Source organism: Deltaproteobacteria bacterium (assembly GCA_020848745.1).
Classification (GTDB): domain Bacteria; phylum Desulfobacterota; class Binatia; order UTPRO1; family UTPRO1; genus UTPRO1.
The window spans coordinates 1-16,619 of record JADLHM010000148.1 but is presented as its reverse complement, the minus strand read 5'-3'; the positions used below and the strand labels follow the sequence as shown (position 1 = coordinate 16,619).

Annotated in this window: 17 protein-coding genes and 1 pseudogene; 9 read left to right on the top strand and 9 right to left on the bottom strand. The window is 66.9% G+C overall.

The features are described from left to right. Window positions 1–128 (top strand): annotated as a pseudogene (locus tag IT293_21105) (transposase zinc-binding domain-containing protein). Between the two features lie 415 nt (window positions 129–543). On the opposite strand, the gene IT293_21100 reads toward IT293_21105, so the two are convergent. Next, the gene (locus tag IT293_21100) at window positions 544–1,329 is read right to left on the bottom strand and encodes an OmpA family protein (GenBank protein MCC6767159.1); all 786 of its coding nucleotides are present in this window, start codon (window positions 1,327–1,329) and stop codon (window positions 544–546) included. 331 nt (window positions 1,330–1,660) lie between these two features. On the opposite strand from IT293_21100, the gene dnaA reads away from it, so the two are divergent. Continuing rightward, window positions 1,661–2,974 (top strand): chromosomal replication initiator protein DnaA, encoded by a 1,314-nt coding sequence (gene dnaA, locus IT293_21095; protein MCC6767158.1) that lies wholly within the window; start codon window positions 1,661–1,663, stop codon window positions 2,972–2,974. 64 nt (window positions 2,975–3,038) lie between these two features. Further along, window positions 3,039–3,704, top strand: coding sequence for a hypothetical protein (locus IT293_21090; protein MCC6767157.1), 666 nt, complete (start codon window positions 3,039–3,041; stop codon window positions 3,702–3,704). A gap of 9 nt (window positions 3,705–3,713) precedes the next feature. Here the strand turns inward: IT293_21090 and IT293_21085 are convergent, their stop codons facing one another. From IT293_21085 to rnk, 5 genes are all read right to left on the bottom strand, one after another. After that, window positions 3,714–4,529, bottom strand: coding sequence for a hypothetical protein (locus IT293_21085; protein MCC6767156.1), 816 nt, complete (start codon window positions 4,527–4,529; stop codon window positions 3,714–3,716). Further along, window positions 4,526–5,029, bottom strand: coding sequence for a hypothetical protein (locus IT293_21080; GenBank protein ID MCC6767155.1), 504 nt, complete (start codon window positions 5,027–5,029; stop codon window positions 4,526–4,528). The genes IT293_21085 and IT293_21080 overlap by 4 nt, the downstream gene beginning before the upstream one ends. 130 nt (window positions 5,030–5,159) lie before the next feature. Beyond that, window positions 5,160–5,408, bottom strand: a complete 249-nt coding sequence (locus tag IT293_21075; protein ID MCC6767154.1) for a helix-turn-helix transcriptional regulator — start codon at window positions 5,406–5,408, stop codon at window positions 5,160–5,162. A gap of 121 nt (window positions 5,409–5,529) precedes the next feature. Next, window positions 5,530–6,240: a glycosyltransferase family 2 protein gene (locus IT293_21070; protein MCC6767153.1), complete on the bottom strand. Its 711-nt coding sequence runs from the start codon at window positions 6,238–6,240 to the stop codon at window positions 5,530–5,532. Window positions 6,241–6,543: 303 nt separating this feature from the next. Further along, window positions 6,544–6,948, bottom strand: coding sequence for a nucleoside diphosphate kinase regulator (rnk, locus tag IT293_21065; protein ID MCC6767152.1), 405 nt, complete (start codon window positions 6,946–6,948; stop codon window positions 6,544–6,546). Between the two features lie 214 nt (window positions 6,949–7,162). On the opposite strand from rnk, the gene IT293_21060 reads away from it, so the two are divergent. Together IT293_21060 and IT293_21055 are read left to right on the top strand one after the other, a co-directional pair. After that, the gene (locus IT293_21060; protein MCC6767151.1) at window positions 7,163–7,516 is read left to right on the top strand and encodes a hypothetical protein; all 354 of its coding nucleotides are present in this window, start codon (window positions 7,163–7,165) and stop codon (window positions 7,514–7,516) included. A 239-nt stretch (window positions 7,517–7,755) separates the two neighbouring features. Then, window positions 7,756–9,078, top strand: coding sequence for a sulfotransferase (locus IT293_21055; GenBank protein MCC6767150.1), 1,323 nt, complete (start codon window positions 7,756–7,758; stop codon window positions 9,076–9,078). Window positions 9,079–9,185: 107 nt separating this feature from the next. Here the strand turns inward: IT293_21055 and IT293_21050 are convergent, their stop codons facing one another. Continuing rightward, window positions 9,186–10,274 (bottom strand): class I SAM-dependent methyltransferase, encoded by a 1,089-nt coding sequence (locus tag IT293_21050; GenBank protein MCC6767149.1) that lies wholly within the window; start codon window positions 10,272–10,274, stop codon window positions 9,186–9,188. Between the two features lie 158 nt (window positions 10,275–10,432). Here IT293_21050 and IT293_21045 point away from each other — a divergent pair, with 158 nt between their 5' ends. The 3 genes from IT293_21045 (at window position 10,433) to IT293_21035 (ending at window position 13,179) form a co-directional block, all read left to right on the top strand. Then, window positions 10,433–11,074 carry a TetR/AcrR family transcriptional regulator gene (locus tag IT293_21045; protein MCC6767148.1) on the top strand — a complete coding sequence of 214 codons (642 nt, stop codon included), beginning with the start codon at window positions 10,433–10,435 and terminating at the stop codon, window positions 11,072–11,074. A gap of 297 nt (window positions 11,075–11,371) precedes the next feature. Then, window positions 11,372–12,535, top strand: a complete 1,164-nt coding sequence (locus tag IT293_21040; protein ID MCC6767147.1) for an acyl-CoA dehydrogenase family protein — start codon at window positions 11,372–11,374, stop codon at window positions 12,533–12,535. A 347-nt stretch (window positions 12,536–12,882) separates the two neighbouring features. Further along, window positions 12,883–13,179: a hypothetical protein gene (locus IT293_21035; GenBank protein ID MCC6767146.1), complete on the top strand. Its 297-nt coding sequence runs from the start codon at window positions 12,883–12,885 to the stop codon at window positions 13,177–13,179. Window positions 13,180–13,196: 17 nt separating this feature from the next. Here the strand turns inward: IT293_21035 and IT293_21030 are convergent, their stop codons facing one another. Beyond that, window positions 13,197–15,047: a hypothetical protein gene (locus IT293_21030; protein MCC6767145.1), complete on the bottom strand. Its 1,851-nt coding sequence runs from the start codon at window positions 15,045–15,047 to the stop codon at window positions 13,197–13,199. Between the two features lie 359 nt (window positions 15,048–15,406). Between IT293_21030 and IT293_21025 the strand changes: the two genes are divergently transcribed. Next, a complete protein-coding gene (locus IT293_21025; protein MCC6767144.1) occupies window positions 15,407–15,688 on the top strand; it encodes a BrnT family toxin in 282 nt (93 codons plus the stop codon). Window positions 15,689–15,791: 103 nt separating this feature from the next. Here the strand turns inward: IT293_21025 and IT293_21020 are convergent, their stop codons facing one another. Further along, window positions 15,792–16,091 carry a hypothetical protein gene (locus IT293_21020; protein ID MCC6767143.1) on the bottom strand — a complete coding sequence of 100 codons (300 nt, stop codon included), beginning with the start codon at window positions 16,089–16,091 and terminating at the stop codon, window positions 15,792–15,794. Between the last annotated feature and the right edge of the window lie 528 nt (window positions 16,092–16,619).

Here is a 16,619-nt window from a genome sequence, read left to right as displayed (position 1 = left end):
GCTGTCATGCCGAAACACTCGTGCCGTTCTCGTGCAAACGGCGGGGGTTCTGCCCGAGCTGTTGTGGTCGGCGCATGGCCGCCGGCGCCGCCGAGCTTGTCGACCACATCTTGCCGCACGTGCCCATGACGTTCGCCCCCGAGGTAGGAGCTCTGTGCGGTAGCTTCTCACGCTCGGACTTGTGCGGGGCCTCGGCGGACAACTCAAGACCTTATTGATAAAGACGTGGGCGGTCCTCTCCGCACCGCGGTAAGTCCGGGGCAGAAAGCGTGTTGGTGGCGGTCCCGAGCAGGATCGTCTCCTGGGGGTGGAAGCGACCACGACGGGGTGAACCATCCGTCCGCGTCGTGGTCGCGGAGATCGGCTAGGCGTTTGGAAGCGAGAATGCCTTCGCAGAAGTGCACGACTCTGCGCCCGGGTATGGCTGGGCCGCCGGGCCCGTACATCTCCGACGGGAGTCGGTGGGATCCAGAGTCAGAAAACGGGGCGGGATCCCCAGTGGAAGATCCCGCCCCGCCATTCGTTCGATCGGTCTCCGCAGTACTATTCTTGGACCTTCAACTCCACGCGTCGATTCTGAGCGCGTCCGTCTTCGGTGTCGTTGCTCGCGACCGGTTGCGATTCTCCGAGGCCTCGCGTGCTCAGACGGCTCTCGGCAACGCCTTCCTTCACCAAGAAGGCCTTTACGGCTGACGCCCGACGCATTGACAGCTTCAGATTGTAGTCGTCCGTGCCCTTGGCGTCGGTATGCCCCTCGACCGACACTTTGACGTTGGCGTTCTCCTTGAGGATCGCTGCAGCCTCTCGGAGGATCGGCGCGGCGTCGGCCCGGATGTTCGACTTGTCGAAGTCGAAGTTCACGCCCCGCAGCACGATCTTCTTCTGCACCACCGGAGCCGCGGCCGGCGCCGGCGGAGGTGGCGGTGGCGGAGCTGCGGCACTCTGGTCCCAGAGACAGTGGCCGATGAGCGCTCCGAGCAGGGCGCCGCCGACGGCGCCGGTCGCGACGGCGAGCGCTTTGTCTTCGTTGTCATTCCCGATGTCGAAGGCGCCGGTGTTGTTGCTGGCCGCACCCGTCGCGATGCCGCCACCAACCGCGCCGACCACGCCGCCTCCGAGGGCTCCGTAACCCCACGGCTTCTGCATGCACGTGCACCCGGCCGCGAACGCGACGAGTACTCCGCACGCCACCGTGAAACGCAGTCCGACTTTCATCAGCCACCTCCTGTATGGGTTGCGCGAACGGCCCCCGGATACGTGAAGTGCGGATTCAATGTCAAGCAAGCGCCGCGCCGCGAGCTTGACGGCGACGTCGCGCGGAATTTTCACGTGCGTCAGTTTTTTGCTTGCCTTTGAGAGTCCTCGAGAGTATCACGCTCGGGGTCCGAACTTACCGAGACTATTTCGTAACAGAATAGTATCGATGTTTTCCAATAGTGATCGTCGCGGCCGCCTCTGGAGTGAGGACGCGGAGTCGACGGTTGCCGGGTCTTGTGCACGAGACTCTGATCGGTGCGCGCAACTCCTTGAGCGCGCACGGCGGCGGGAAATATCCCCAGCTGTGGACAGTGTCGGATGTGACGTTGGAATGGGCGGCGCATGGGGCGGGGCGGAGAGAGGGGGAGGCGCGCGAGGGTGAGTAGGCGAGGGAGGCATCGGGGTGATGGAATCCCTGTGGAACCAGACGTTGGCGGAACTGCGATCGTCGTTGCCGCTGCCGGAGTTCACGGCGTGGATCGCGTGCCTGCGTTCGTCCGCGGCCGTTGGCGACGGGCTGACCGTCGAGGCGCCGAGTGCTTTTCATCGCAACTGGGTGCAACAACATTTCCTCGACAGGATTCGATCCACGGCGACGCAGCTCGCCGGACACCCCGTGGCCGTCTCGTTGTCCGTGGGCTCGGGGATCCCCGTCCGCGAACCGATCGTCGTCGCCTCACCGCTTCCGGTCATCCGAAAGAGCGCGGCACCGGGCCATCACGCATTCACGTTCGACAGCTTTGTTGTCGGTCCGTGTAACGAGCTGGCGCACGCCGGTGCGCGTGCCGTCGCCGAGCACCCCGGAGGGGCCTACAACCCGCTCTTCGTCCACGGCGGGGTCGGGCTCGGGAAGACGCATCTGGTGCACGCGATCGCCAATGCCGTACGTCACCGGTTTGGCAACTATCGTGTTCTCTCGATCGGCGCGGAGCTCTTCATCAACGAGATGGTGAGCTCCGTGCGACGTCAGCAGATGGAGCGGTTTCACCAGCGGTTCCGGAAGGTCGACACGCTGGTGGTCGACGACGTCCAGTTCCTCGCCGGCAAGGAGCGGACGCAGGAGGAGTTCCTGCACACGTTCAACCTCCTGTGCGCGGCCGGAAAGCAGATCGTGTTGTCATCGGACAAGCCGCCACGCGACATCGCCAACCTGGAGGTGGGGCTGCGCAACCGTTTCGAGGGTGGGCTCATGGTCGAGATGTTGCGTCCCGATCGCGACACCCGACGGCGCATTCTTGCCTTGAAGGCGGGACGGCAGGGGCTCGCGCTCTCCGAGGGGGTGCTCGACTATCTCGCCGATCGTGTTCGGGCGGCGAGCGTCCGCGAGCTGGAAGGCGCCCTCACTCGACTCAAGGCGATGGCGACCCTGGTGGGTCGGACCATCGATCTCGCGCTCGCGGAGGAGACCGTGGGATGCCTCTACCCGGTCACGAGGGAGCGGGTAACGATCGAGCGGGTCGAATCGCTGGTGAGCGAGGTGCTCGGGGTGCCCGGCGGTGCCCTCGCTTCCGACCAACGGAACGCTCGCCTCGTCTTCGCACGGCAAGTGAGCATGTATCTCATGCGGAAGCAGATCGGCCTGTCGCTCGCCGCCATCGGCGAGCGCTATGGGCGCGATCATACGACCGTCTTGCACGCCGTTCGGGCCATCGACGCGCGGCGTGCGGGCGACCCCGAGGTTCGGCGGCTGGTGACGACGCTGGAGGAACGGCTCTAGGGAGGTGGCGTGGGGCGGCGACGAGCGTGAAGGGGAGAGGGGACCAGCCGCCGGGCCCCGGCGGGTGACGAATGGCCGTTGCGCCTGGGAGGCAAGGCTGGCAACATACCAGGAAATCTCCGCGGAGGTGACGTCGATGCGAATCTTCGTCGGTTTGGTGGCGCTGGTGGTGGCGATGGGGGGTCCGGCGTATGCGGGAAGCATCGAGGATCTCGAGCCGCGGCCGCACGTGGCGACGGACCAGGATGCGATCGAGCCGGCCACGATCACTCAGGAGCACACGGTGGTTCATCAACGTGCGCCGTTCCGGGACGTCGTCGTGGAAGAGTCCCACAGCGCCGGCGCTGAATGGGGCATGGGCGTCGCCTCTACCGTTCTGAGCGTGTTCTACACTCCGGTTCGCCTGGTGGTCGGAGTCGTGGGCGCAGGCCTCGGCGGTGTCGAGGGCTGGCTGACGGGCGGAGACGTCAGGACGGCTCGCTCGATGTGGCGGCCGACGGTCGAGGGTGCCTACTACATCCGCCCGGATCACCTCGATCGCACCGAGCGCTACCAGTTCGGCAATTTCGATCCCGTCGTGCGCGAGCGGCACACGCTGCGGGGGAGCGAAGTCGTGCTGCACGAAGAAGAAGAGCCCGTCGCCTCGATCGAGACGGAGACCGTTTCCGCGGGTACGGTCGAGGTCGCGCCCGCTGAGCCGGCGCTCGAAGACGTCGGCGACGATCGCTGACCGCTGCGGTCAGACCTGGGACGTCGGCGCGGTCTCGAAGGGGATCGCTACGGCGTCGAGGTGCTCGCGGAGCGCTTCGAGGTAGGCGGCATAGGCGGATGGGCGGACTTGCCACCACTCGTCGCTGACCGTCTCCGCGGCGCATAGCGTGAAGACGCCGTGGAGCCTCGGTGCGTACCACAGCCAGACCCCATTTCCGGTCAGGCGACCAAGCGGTTCCGCCAGCACTGCGGGACGATACGCGAGGGTGATCGGGCCTTCGGAAGCGTCGGGTGTTTCCACGAGACGAATCGGAAGGATCGCGGCATCTCCTCCCAGATCCGGGACGTCGATCGGCGCGGGAAGGCCATTTGCCGCGATCTCGCTGATCGCTTCCGCGCACTGTTCGGGCGGGATGAAATGCTCGGGGGATCGTCTGGCCGCGAGGGGTAGCGTCCAGTGCAGGATCCGGGTCGGGGGCGCGAGGGCGACGTCGGTGAAGACGGCGGCCGCGAGTTCGGCGGCGCGGACGACGCGGCTGGTGCCGTAGGCGTCGCGGAGCTCGCGATAGGCGGTTCCCTCGCGCACCTGGCGCACCCCATCTTCGCAGCGTCGGAGCAACCCGCGCAATTCGTCGACCGCGTCGGCGATCGGCCCGGAACGCCCCTCGCGCGCGGCCCGACGCACCTCCGAGCCGATCGCTAGGGCGCGATCGAAGACGGGGTCGGCGACCGCGGTCGCGAGGGCGCGATAGCGGCGAGCGTCCTGGACGCTCCGCCCCACCTCACCGATCAAGGCGGCGGCATCGTCGCGAACGTCAGCATCGGGTAGCTTGGCCAGGCTCATGATCTCGCGCGCTTGGCCGCGTCCTGCTGGTCCTTCAGGCCGGAGTCCTCGAGCAGGATGTCGATCGCGGCGGCGACGAGCAGGAGTTCCTGGCGCGAGGTTCGCAGGCTTTCGGTTCCCTTGGAGAGCGCGAAGTAGTCCTTGCGTTGCATGGCCTCGATGACGCTCGTGAAGGCGGCGTGGAGGTCGTTCCATGCCTTGCGATAGCGCTCGTGTACTTCGGTCACGGGAGCGGTACGGGGTTGATACCGCTCGACCTCGGCGAGGTGGAGCTGCATGTCGTCCATGACGGCGCCGAGCGTCGCGACCACGTACTCGTCGTCGACGAACTGGCTTGTCCGGACGTCCTTGATGGCCTTGAGCGTCTCCGCCTCGACCGGCTCCCACTTCTTGATCTTCTGCACGTATTCCAGGACGTCCTCGACGACCGCGGGGTCACGGGCAGGAGGGCTCGTACAAGCGGCGACGGCGAGGAGCATCGAGAGCAGGAGCCGAACCATGGGAAGCTTCTATCGAGACTGGGCGCGCGACAGAAGATCGGGCCGGAACTTTCCGGGGATCAGGGTGGGAGCGGGAGGGCGACGCGAGAGGGAGGCAGGTCCCGGAGCACGGGGCTCCGGGACGACCACCTCAGTTGACCGAGCTCGGACGGGGCGGGATGCCCTCGACCACTTGCTCTTCGAGAAGGCTCTCGACGGCGACGCCACGACGCCCCGCGAATCGTGCCAATGATGCGCGGGCGAGCTTGCTCGGGACGGAATGTCCCTTCTCCCACCGGTTCACGGTGCTCACCGTGATGCCGAGCGCGTGTGCGAACTCCTCTTGCGTGAGGCCGAGACGACTTCTCAAGTCGCGAATGACGGGTGCGAGTCTATCCACGTGTTCGTGCCCTCCGGCCCGGGAGGGGAGCAAGACGAATGCCACGGCGGCCGCCCGTGTGGACGCCGGATTGCCGGCAATCGTGCTCCGGAAGCCGCCGCAAAAGTAGCAATTCGCTGCCTCAGCGTCGCACCAGGAGCGGCGCCACTGCGCGTATGATGCGGAGTGTATCCACGACCTTGCGGTAGTGGCTGCGCCGTTCGGCGACGGGCGGATAGTAGACGTCGACGTCCACCGAACGGATCGGCACGCGAGCGCGGGCGGCGAAGATGATCGACGTCGATTCGTACTCGAAATGTTCGCCTTGCCTTGGCAAACCCAACGTCGACGCGAGGGGGTAGACGCGAAACCCGGACTGCGTATCGGGCAGCGGCACTCCGGCGGCGCTCCGGACGCAGAGATTCGCGAAGCGATTGCCGAAGAGGTTGATCCCCGCCACCTCCTGGTTCCCGCGCCGCCGGACGCCGATCACGATCGCGGAAGGGTCGGCGGAGGCCGCGTCGAGCAGCGTCGGGATCTCGCGCGGCAGGTGCTGGCCGTCACCGTCCATCGTGAGCGCGTGCGTGAACCCGCGTTCGGCGAGCGCCCGCATGCCGGTCACGAGCGCTGCGCCCTTCCCTCGATTGCGCGGGTGTTGCACGACGTCGGCGCCCGCGGCGTGGGCGACGGTCGCCGTCTCGTCGTGGGATCCGTCATCGACGACGAGGATCGACAACCCCAGAGCGCGCGCGTCGGCGACGACGGCACCGAGGGTGGCGGCACAGTCGTACGCGGGGATCAGGATGCCCGGTCGAAAGACGGACGGAGCTGGTGCGGGGGCCTGCGACGACATCGCGACGATCGCGCTACCTGGTGGCTTCGTTTTCGGCAAATCTGGGGCGTGTGCGGCCCGGACCCCGAGGGAGGTTCGCTGCGTTCAAGTTCGCGGCGGCTGGCAGTCTCGGGGCCCGAGGCACGCGTCGGAGAGCTCGTGGCCCAATCGGACGGCATGCAGACGAGGACGCGCGGCCCGACGGGCGCGACCCATCGCCGCGAACTGACGACCGGGTTCGCCACATGCCGATACGCACGACGCCGCCGTGCCGAGATCCACGGCGACGCCGGGGTCCTCGATCTCCCGCCGCGGCCGTCGTGTCTATCGACGGAGGTCGCCTGCGGCTTCGGGTTGGTACTCGAGGCCGAGTACGCGTAGCCGGGTGGTGCGGTCCCTGGGCACGGGCCATTCGATCGCGTCTCCGACGGTCAGCCCCAGAAGCGCGCTGGCTATCGGCGCGAGGATCGACACGCGCCCTTGGGATGCGTCCGCCTCGTGCGGAAATACGAGCGTGATCGTGTGCTCGGTCTCCGCCAGCTCGTCGCGGTAGCGCACCCGCGAGTTCATGGTGACGAGCGTCGGCGGCACGGCCGCGACGTCGATCACCTCGGCGCGCATCAGCTCGTCTTCAAGGCGCGCGGCCTCCGGTCCGCCAGTCGAGGCGATCACCCGCTCGAGGCGCTCGATGTCGAAGCTGCTCACGCGAACGTGCGGAAGGTCGGTCATGCGGGCACACCATCTCGAATTCGGACAGCAGTCAAGCGCATGTTCCGATGGCACCGGGCGGTGCGGGTTCCCGGCCGATCCCCGGCGCTCCGGGCGGACCGCGTCTCATCGCCGGACCGCATCGCGGTTTTTAGATCGGCGACGCCGTCGTCCGCACCTACGCGAAGCTGGCATGCCGTGCCGACGCGGTGATACGGAGATCGAAGGAGGGCCGATGCGCACCGACTTGAATGGCTTCATGACGATGGTGGCTCTGTGCGCGGCGCTCGTGGTCGCCGTATCCGCTTCCGTAGCGGACGATGCGCCGGGCTCCGTCACTCTTTCCGGCGACATCGTGTGCGCCAAATGCACGCTGAAGGTCGCGGGCCTCGATCACTGCCAGAACGTGCTCCTGGTCGAGGATGGCTCGGAGCCGAAGCAGTTCTGGCTCGCGGCCAACGACGTGAACGAGAAGTTCGGCGACGTCTGCACAGCCAAGCGGCCGGTTGCCGTGACCGGAATCGTGCAGACGAAGGACGGCAAGCCGTGGCTGACGCCGATCCGGATCGAGGCACGCGCCGCCCCGTGAGGCTCTGCCGGGCGGCGGCGGTCGCGCCGGGGCGCCGTCCTCGATGGCGACCGGTGGTGACTATGGGCTACGAGTGCGGGTTCTTCTCGGGAAGCTCGATCTGACACGAGAGGCCGTGCCCGACCCGGCCACGCGAGCGCGTACAGAGCGCAGGAATCACAGTGATCGACGTCAGGTCGGATCACCTTCTTCGGTCGCTGCGGTGAACCGCAGCTCGGCGGAACGTCCGACCCCGACGTATGAGCGAGCCGCTCCCCCAACGTGAGGTTCGGTACGAATCGTCGGTCGCCCGATGGCCCGTGCGCGCTTTCAACGCGACCGCCGGGAGCCTCGAGCGCTGCGGCGTACGGCTCGCGGACCTCGAGGCGGACGTGCTGTGCGCGGCTGCCAGGCGGAAGACGGGCCTGGACGATCTCGGGAACGACGACTTCCGCGAGCCGCTCGCGCTGCTGATCCGCTCGCTCGAGACCGAAGCGGATCTGCATCCTTTCGGTCGCTCCCGGGCGCGGCAGCTCATCATGAGCGGCCTCGTCAACCGGCTGCGCCTCGAGAGCGACTGGAAGCGTTGGCCGGAGATTCTGGACGAGCGGCTCGAGCGTCCCCTGTTCATCCTGGGGCTACCCCGAACCGGAACGACGCTGCTGTTCAACCTGCTCGCCTGCGACGGGCGCCACCGGTGGCTGTCGTTCTGGGAAGCCCATACGCCGTCGCCGCCGCCCGATCGTGCCACCCGCGACAACGATCCTCGCCGGCGCACGGCTCGCCGGCATCTGCGCGTACTCGACCACCTTCTTCCGGATCTGGCTGCGATCCACGAGTTCGGCGTCGACCTTCCGGAGGAATGCTATCCCCTGCTGGCGAACAGCTTTGCCGGTGTGCAGTACTCCTGGGGATTCTTCGTGCCCGGCTACGACGAGTGGCTCACCCGCTGCGACATGCATACGGTCTACCGCTACTATCGCAGGCAGCTCCAGCTCCTGCAGTGGCATTGTCGCGGCGAGCGCTGGCTGCTGAAGTCTCCGGTCCACCTGCACTACCTGGATGCCTTGCTGGCGGCGTTCCCCGACGCGTGCATCGTCCAGCTTCATCGCGATCCGCTCGAGGTGCTGCCTTCCGCCTGCAGCCTGAGGGCCACTTTGCGCAGCATGGTCATGCGCCGCGTGGACGTACACCGCCTCTCCGAGCAGCTCGTGCAGGAATCCCTCGGCGACATCCTTCGCGCGATCGCGGTTCGCCGCGAGCTCGGCTCGGGCCGCTTCTTCGACCTCGGATATCGCGAGCTGGTTCGCGATCCGCTCGGCGCCGTGCGGCGAATCTACGAGCGGTTCGGCGATGAGCTCTCGCCACAGGCCGAAACGGCGATGTCCACCTACCTGGCCACCCATCCCCAGAACAGGCACGGGCGGCACCTGTATTCCCTGGAGCAGTTCGGGCTCGACGCCGGCTCTGTCCGCCGGCTGTTCGAGCCGTATGCCGCGGAATTCGCCGGCGTGCTGCAATCCGGCGATACGGCGCCGCAGGTCGGTCCCGCTACCGGTCGGCAAGGGACGACGCTGCCGTAGGGCTTCACGCTCCGGAGATCGCCAGACCGCGCGCCACGAATCCCGCGGCCGCGACCGCGCGCGGCGGTTCGGGCAACGAGCGCGGCGCCTCGGTGATCGGTGCAGCTCTACGCCTTCTGGCACTGGAAGAGCGTGTGCGAGATGCCGAGGGTGCGTCTTTCGTCGACGATGCGCAGGCCGGCTTCTCGCACGCAGGCGCGCATGTCGTCGGAGTGGTACATGCGACTGGTGCCGTTGGCGATGCAGGTGAAATACAGAGAGCTGGCGTGTAGGCAGTAGGTCGCCACGGTGTTTTCTTGCTCGTCCCAATACGTGTCGAGAATCCACAGCGAGCCCCCGGGGGCGAGCGCCGCGCCGGCGCGACGGATCAACTGCACGACATCCGACTCGGGAAAGCAGCAGAGGAACTGGCTCATCCACACGGCGTCGAAGCCCTCCGGAAAGGCCGTGGCGTGATCGAGCAAGTTGAGCGGATGCCCGACGACCCGACCACCGAGCCCCGCCGCCCTGACGTTGGCGTCGGCCTTGGCGAGCTGGCCGGGCAAGTCGAGGATGGTGACGGCGACCAGGGGGTCGTGCTTGGCGCAGAGCACCGCGAACTTGCCGGTATTGGCGCCGACGTCGAGCAAACGCTTCGGCTTGTCGGCGAATACCCGTGGGAGGGCCTGCTGAAACGCCGGGTCCGAATAGTAGTGATCGAAGGCGAACCAGCTCTTTTGCACGTGCGCCGGCAGTTGGGAGAGGGCTTCGTAGACCGTCGGCCACTCGCCGAAGACCTCGAGGCCGGCGGGGCGCCCCCGCTCGAACGACTCTCTCAAGAAGAACGCGCCACGGTAACAAACGTCCTGCACGAAATCCATGTTGACGCGCGTCATCTCGTCGTGCTCGAGCACCCAGCCGGTCTTGCTGAGGCTGTAGCGCGCTTCGTTGTGGCCATCGGCCTCGACCAGGTCCATCGACAGGCCAGCTTCGAGCAACACGCGCGCGCCGTAGTGCGACAGGTTGGTTTGTTTGGCCACCTCACCAGGCGTCAGGCCCGTGCCCTTGCTCGCTTCGAGGGCTTTGAGGACGCCGAAGTCACGAAGCAATCGCGCCGCTTGGAACATCAAGGGCGCGAAGGCGATCTTTTGCGCATCAAAGCGGATATCGAAGGCGGACTTGGTTCTAGCGCCGGGCTTCGCCTTGGCTACGGTCATGGCCCGCCTATGTAGACCAGTCGGGTACGCCGGTCACGTCGGGGGCCCGGCCTCGCGCGCCTTCAGAGGACGCCTGCGCCCTGACGGGTAGTCCTGGTCGGCGCCGGATTCGATGAGCTCTTGACCGACATCGGAAATGAGGTTAGTGAATACTCACTATGCGAAGGCCCGAGCGGAAAGTACTCCGCGCTCCACGACGAACCGCGGGGGAACGGCGGCAGCAGATCCTCGACGTCGCCGGTGCCGTCTTTGCGAAATCGAACTACGCCAAGGTCGGTACCGCGGAAATTGCCCGCGCAGCCGGGATCTCCGAGCCGGCCCTCTATCGCTACTTCGCCGGCAAGCGCGATCTCTATCGCGAGACGCTCGCGGCGACGGGCACGCGCCTGCTCGAGATCTGGCGCCAGGTCGGCGCGGAGGCTCGGAACCCGGTCGAGGCCCTGCGTGCGATCGGCCTCGGGTACTACGATCACCTGCGGGAGCGCTCGCCCGTGCTCAGGCTCTTCTACGAGGCAATCGCCGAGATCGAGGATCCCGCCATTCGCCGCACGGTGCGCGACAACTTCCGGGCCATGGTGGGCTTCGTCGAAGCCACCCTCGACGAGGGCAAGGCCCGCGGCCTCGTCCGGCGCGGCGTCGATGCGCGCATCGCTGCCTGGCACTTCATGGCGATCGGCCTGTCCTTCGACTTGATCCACATGCTCGGCCTCGACGCCGAGCTCGACCGCTCCAAGGTGGAAGCATGGGGAACCCTCTTTCTCGATTCGCTGGCGACCAGGGCAGGGCGCACGCCGGCGTGACGTCGGCGGCAGCGCGTGACGCGCGGTGCCTGTGCGGCAATCTCGTTGCCCGCCTGGTTCCCGCGGGGGTCGAGATCCTCTGTCGCCGCTGCAAGCGCATCCATTGCATTCCGTTGGAGGGCCGGCGGCGGCGCGCGGGCCCTCCCGGCGACGTGCCCGACGGGCATTCCAACGTGTGAACGAGAGGCCAGAGGTTGCGAACCCAGAGCCCGGCGCGGTCCCGAACCGGATCCGCCGGGCTCTCTTCATTCGGGCCAGCGACGACGCATGCCGCGGTCCCGGGATCGGAGGAGCACCATGACGACGAGAACGCATGACATCGAGGTTTTGAAGGACACGTTGCGACGGTTCCTGCGTGACGAAGTGATTCCGCTGGAGAAGGAGGCTCGTTTGTCGGCGGACGTCGCACCGCCGGTCGAACTCCGGCGCAAAGTGCGCCGGCGATCGCGCGAACTCGGCCTGTACGCTTCCGACATGCCGTGCGAGGCGGGCGGAGGCGGACTCTCGCTTTCCGAGCGGGTGCCGCTCGACATGGAAGCGCTGGCGCACGAGACCGTCTTCTTCGAGGACGTGATGGGCGGGCCCGGCGGGCCGTCGTCGATCCTGCTCGCCTGCGACGAGCGGCAGCGCGAGAAGTATCTGCGACCGCTCGTACGCGGCGACCTCTCCACCTGCTTCGCGTTGTCGGAGCCCGAGGCCGGCTCGGATGCGGGCGGCCTCCGCCTGCAGGCGCGGAGGGCGAACGGCGGCTACGTGTTGAACGGGACCAAGAACATCATCACCAACGCCCCGCAGTGCGATTTCGCGATGGTCTTCGCCGTGACCGACGAGACGCGGGGCGCGATGGGCGGCATCACCTGCTTCCTCGTGGACAAGGGCACGCCGGGTTTCTCCGTCGGGCGTGTCCACACCTGCATGGGATTCACCGGCTTCCAGGGCGAGCTCGTGTTCGAGGACTGCGCGGTGCCCACGACGAGCATCCTCGGCCAAGAAGGATACGGGCTGGCACTGGCGCTCGATTGGATCAACGCGAATCGCATCAAGATCGGCGCCGGTGCTGCTGGCATCGCCCGTCGACTGCTCGCCGCCAGTGCCGCCTACGCTGCGCAGCGGCGACAATTCGGGCGACCGATCGGCGACAATCAGGGCATCCAATGGAAGCTCGCCGACATGGCGACCGAGCTCTTCGCGGTGGAGAGCATGGTGACGAGGGTCGCCGCGATGTGGGATCGGAAGCTCGACGTCCGCAAGGAGGCCGCGATGGTAAAGCTGTACGCCTCCGAAATGGTGAACCGGGCCGCCTACGAGGCGATCCAGATCCACGGCGGCACTGGTTGCCTGCTCGAGACCGGGCTCGAGCGCGTCTCCCGCATGGTTCGCGTCTACACGATCGTCGAGGGCACATCCGAGATCCAGCGCATCGGCATCGCGCGACGCGTGCTGAAGGAGTGGGCTGCGTAGAGGGATTCCGCCCCGACGCGGCGGGCGCGTCTCGCCGCCGCGCCGGCCGCGCCCCGCGGCGCACACGTTCTCGAGCCAGCCTTGCACGCGCGGCGATGCGATGGTCCGCGAGCCTCAAGCAGTTGACCGGGAGCGGAGGGTCGGACTAGGCGATGGCTCTAGTGAACGGCGATCAACAGCGCTCCCATCGAGTCACGTGAGGTGATGTGAGGTCGTAACCGGCGCACTTCGCTCGCCCGCCCGCCTCGGAACGTCACGCCCGGTAGTCTCGGAGATCGAGGCAGGCGTCGTAGAGGCTGCGGTCGATGGGAACCCAGTCGGTTCATTTGCCACAGCAACCGAAACCCGTGAAGCGCACCGGCGTCCAGGTCACCACGGCGCTCCACACGATCGCGCTCGATCTGGGTATGAAGCCGGAATTGCTCCTCGTCCCGACGGCCAAGAGTCTGTCGCCGAACCCCGCTCCGACGCCGCCCAACTCGTTCGACCACGGCGTCGATCACTTCCTCTGCTACAAGGCCAAGCTCGCCAAGGGACAGCCGAAGCTGCCGAAAGATCTGCAGATCTCGTTTGCCGACCAGTTCACGAGGCCGGTGCGCCGCCTGTTCGTGAGCAAGCCCACCCGCCTCTGCACGGCGTCGTGAATCGCCTTCACCGATTCCTACTTGCACTTGAGCGTCTTGCCGCTCGCGTTTTCCTCGCACGCACGTATCGTGAGCGGCAGGCCCGGCCACTGGAAGCCAGCGCACTGGGTCGGCGGCATCGCCGCGACGTCGAAGGTGACGGTGATCAAGAGGTCGCCATTCACCCCTTGGGTGAGGTCCATGAAGTCCGCGTTCTTCCCCTGGACCTTGATCTTGTAGCGCCCGGGGACTTTGTCCTGCTTCACGTCGACCTTGGTGAGGCCCTGGAGGCCGAGCTTGTTCTTGTAGGTCCAATGCGTGCCGGGCTGGCCGCTGCTCTTCCAACCGGCGCCGGGTGGGATCGGGACGTCGATGTACGTGCCCCCGGCGAGGTCAGTGAAGTGGATGCGGAGCCCGTTCGCGACCGGATCGAGCGCGGGCGTCGTTGGCACGGTCACCGTGCCGGCGAGCTGGAGCTTCTCGTTGCCTGCCGGGGCAAGGAGGTTGTTCACCGTGAGCGTCGGCCTGGCGACACCGCTGCAGCCCGCGAGATCGTAGCGCGCGAGGGCGAACATGCGGTCGAATCCCGTCCCGATGGTCCGCACGTCGGCGAGCCCGACGCCGAGCAGACGTCCGTCGGTGTCGATCACGAGGTCGTTGAAGTCGCCCTGGTTCAGGTAGTCGTCGCCGAACGTCAAGGGCACGGCGCCCATCGACACGCCGTCGCCGAAGGGGCCGAAGCTCTGGTCGATCGCGCCATCCGCATTGAAGCGCACGGCCGTCGCCGCCCGTCCGAAGACGAGGTCGCCGAACTCGTCGATCACGGGCACGAGCGTCTGGCTGTTGACGAGGATCTTGCCGTCCGATTGGCCGGCGATCGCGTAGGTGTCCTGGTCGCCGAAGCCGCGCTCCCCTTCGGGATCTTCGTACACGCTTCCATCGAGACCGAAGCTGGTGTCGGGCGTACCGTCCGCGTTCCAGCGCGTGAGCCCGGCCCCACGGGAGCCGCTCGGCCCCACGCCGACGATCTTGCCGTCGGGCTGCACCCAGAGGTCGTCACGCCCGCGGCCGCCCGCGCTGACGCCGTCGTTCAAGGGTCCGAAGGTCGTGTCGAGCGAGCCGTCGTCGAGGTACCGCACGAGGCAGCCGCCGACGAGACAGGAGCCGACGGCGAGGATCTTCCCGCTCGGCAGTAGCGTGAGCTTGCTCGCGTAGAACGCGCCGGCCGGCTCGGCGACGACGCCGCCCGTCCCGAAGTCCGGATCGAGCGCGCCGTTCGAGAGGTAGCGGAGGACGTGGAGCTGCGACACGCCGCCGGGAAAGCCGTTGCCGGCGACGACGAGCTTCCCGTCCGGCTGCTGGACGATGCCGATGCCGTTGTCGCTCTGGGTCCCGCCCGCGACGTTGGTGAGGACGATGCCGCCCGTACCGAAGGTGCCGTCGAGCGTGCCGTTGTCGAGATAGCGGATCAGAAGGACGTCGGTGCCACCCGACGCGCCGACCGCGCGGCCCGTCACGACGATCGCTCCGTCGGCCTGCACGATCACGTCGGATCCACGGGCGTTACCGCTGCCGACCGACGTGATTGCGATCCCGTCGCCGCTGAACGAGTCGTCGAGCGTGCCGTCCGCGTGGAGGCGGATGACCGCGACATCGTCGTTCCCGAAATCGACGCGGCCGACCGCGACGATCTTCCCGTCGGGTTGGAGCGTCACGGCGTAGAGGTCGTCGAACGACGACACCGGCGGAATCGCGACGACGCCGACGCCGTCGTCGCCGAAGGTCGGGTCGAGGTCGCCCATGAGCGCAGCGCGAGCCGTGAAGGGGCAGGAGAGCAGCATCGCGACGGTCGCTCCGACGAGCCAGGCCGATGAACGATGATGAAGCATGGGTTCTCCCGATGTCGCTGGTGCGACGCGCCAGTGGCGTGACCACGGTCCCGAAGGAGAAGCTTCCTCCGCTGACCGATGACGTCGTCCGCGAGACGCTGGAGCAGACGCGCCGGTGATCGCGGTCGACTCGAGCGTGGAGTACAGCCGCAGCAGTGATCGGCAACCGCGATCGCCGCCTTCTCGATCGGCCGGAGCCGTGCCCACCCATCCGTCCTTCGGTTGGGCACCGTCGCGTGGGTGGCGATATCGCGTCAGCCGAGAAGCTCGGTGACATGGGGAATGAGATGGGGAGGTTTGGTCGGACCGAACTTGAATTACGACGTTGACAATCGAGAACCGTCGGCTATCGTACCGCGGTGGAGTTCGAGTGGGACCCGAAGAAGGCCCGGGAAAACCTCACCAAGCACGGCGTCTCCTTCGAGCTCGCGAAGCAGGTGTTCGATGATCCCCGGATCGTGCTCGCCGAAGATGCGACCCATAGCCGGTCCGAGGCTCGTTTCTTTGCCTTTGGGCGCGTGGGCGGCGGCATTTTGACGGTCCGCTTTGTGATCCGGAGCGACCGCATCCGGATCATCGGTGCGGGCTACTGGAGAAAGGGCAAGCTGTTCTATGAGCAAGCGAATCGTATACAGCGATGAACCGATCAAGATCGGTCGGCGTGTCGGGAAGGAGATTCTTCCCGGTCATGGGGGTTCGCGGGCGGGAGCTGGCCGGCCATCCACGGGCAACAAGCCGATCACGTTACGATTGCCACCGAAGCTGCTCGAGAGCGTCCGGCGCGACGCCAAGCGGGCCGGGAAGACACTCTCGGAATTCGTCGCAGCACGGTTGCGCCGCCACGGATAAGCTCTGATCGCTCACGATGATGACGCGGCAGGCGGCGAGCGCTGCGGTGCGGCCACGGAACGTGTCGCCGCGTGGTTCGGTCTGCGAGAGGACGATCGCAATGCCGCCGCGATCGCGCTGCACACACGCCGTAGCTGCGCGACGCGGATCGTCGCCGCCCGCTGCCGATGCGGCATCACCGTCGCGAAGGACCACGTTGCCGACGCCCTCTTTGTGATGGTCTACGGCATTCGACGTGCACCGCGACTCCGTATTGCCGCCACGACCACGCTTGCTTACCTCTGCGGCGTGGCGCGCAACGAGTGGCGCTGGGACCGATGGCGCCGTGCGCAGACGGTTGGCCGTGCGTAATGCAGGGTCAACGGCGGCGACGGAACGTACGTCGACATTCGTTTGGACGAAGCGCTCCCGGTAGTGTCGGCTGATTGGTAGAAAAAGGAAAAAGCGTCATTCTCCGGCGAGTTGATCTTCTCGCCCGGCAACGTCGTCACTCCGCGATCGACATGCTGAATCCAGTCGACTACGAGGACCGCTTTTACAACCGCCGCTCAGCGGCTTAACTCAGGTGTCTGCACGACCGGGGCAAGACCAGTTAGCCTTGATGTGACAAAAACTACGCCGCTTTCAGGAGTCGATCGAGGCGCTTGAAGCGCTCGGCGACGGCCGGGGCTGAGCCGACGTCGAGGGTGGCATAGCCATCGGGGTAGAGGAGGACGCCGGCGC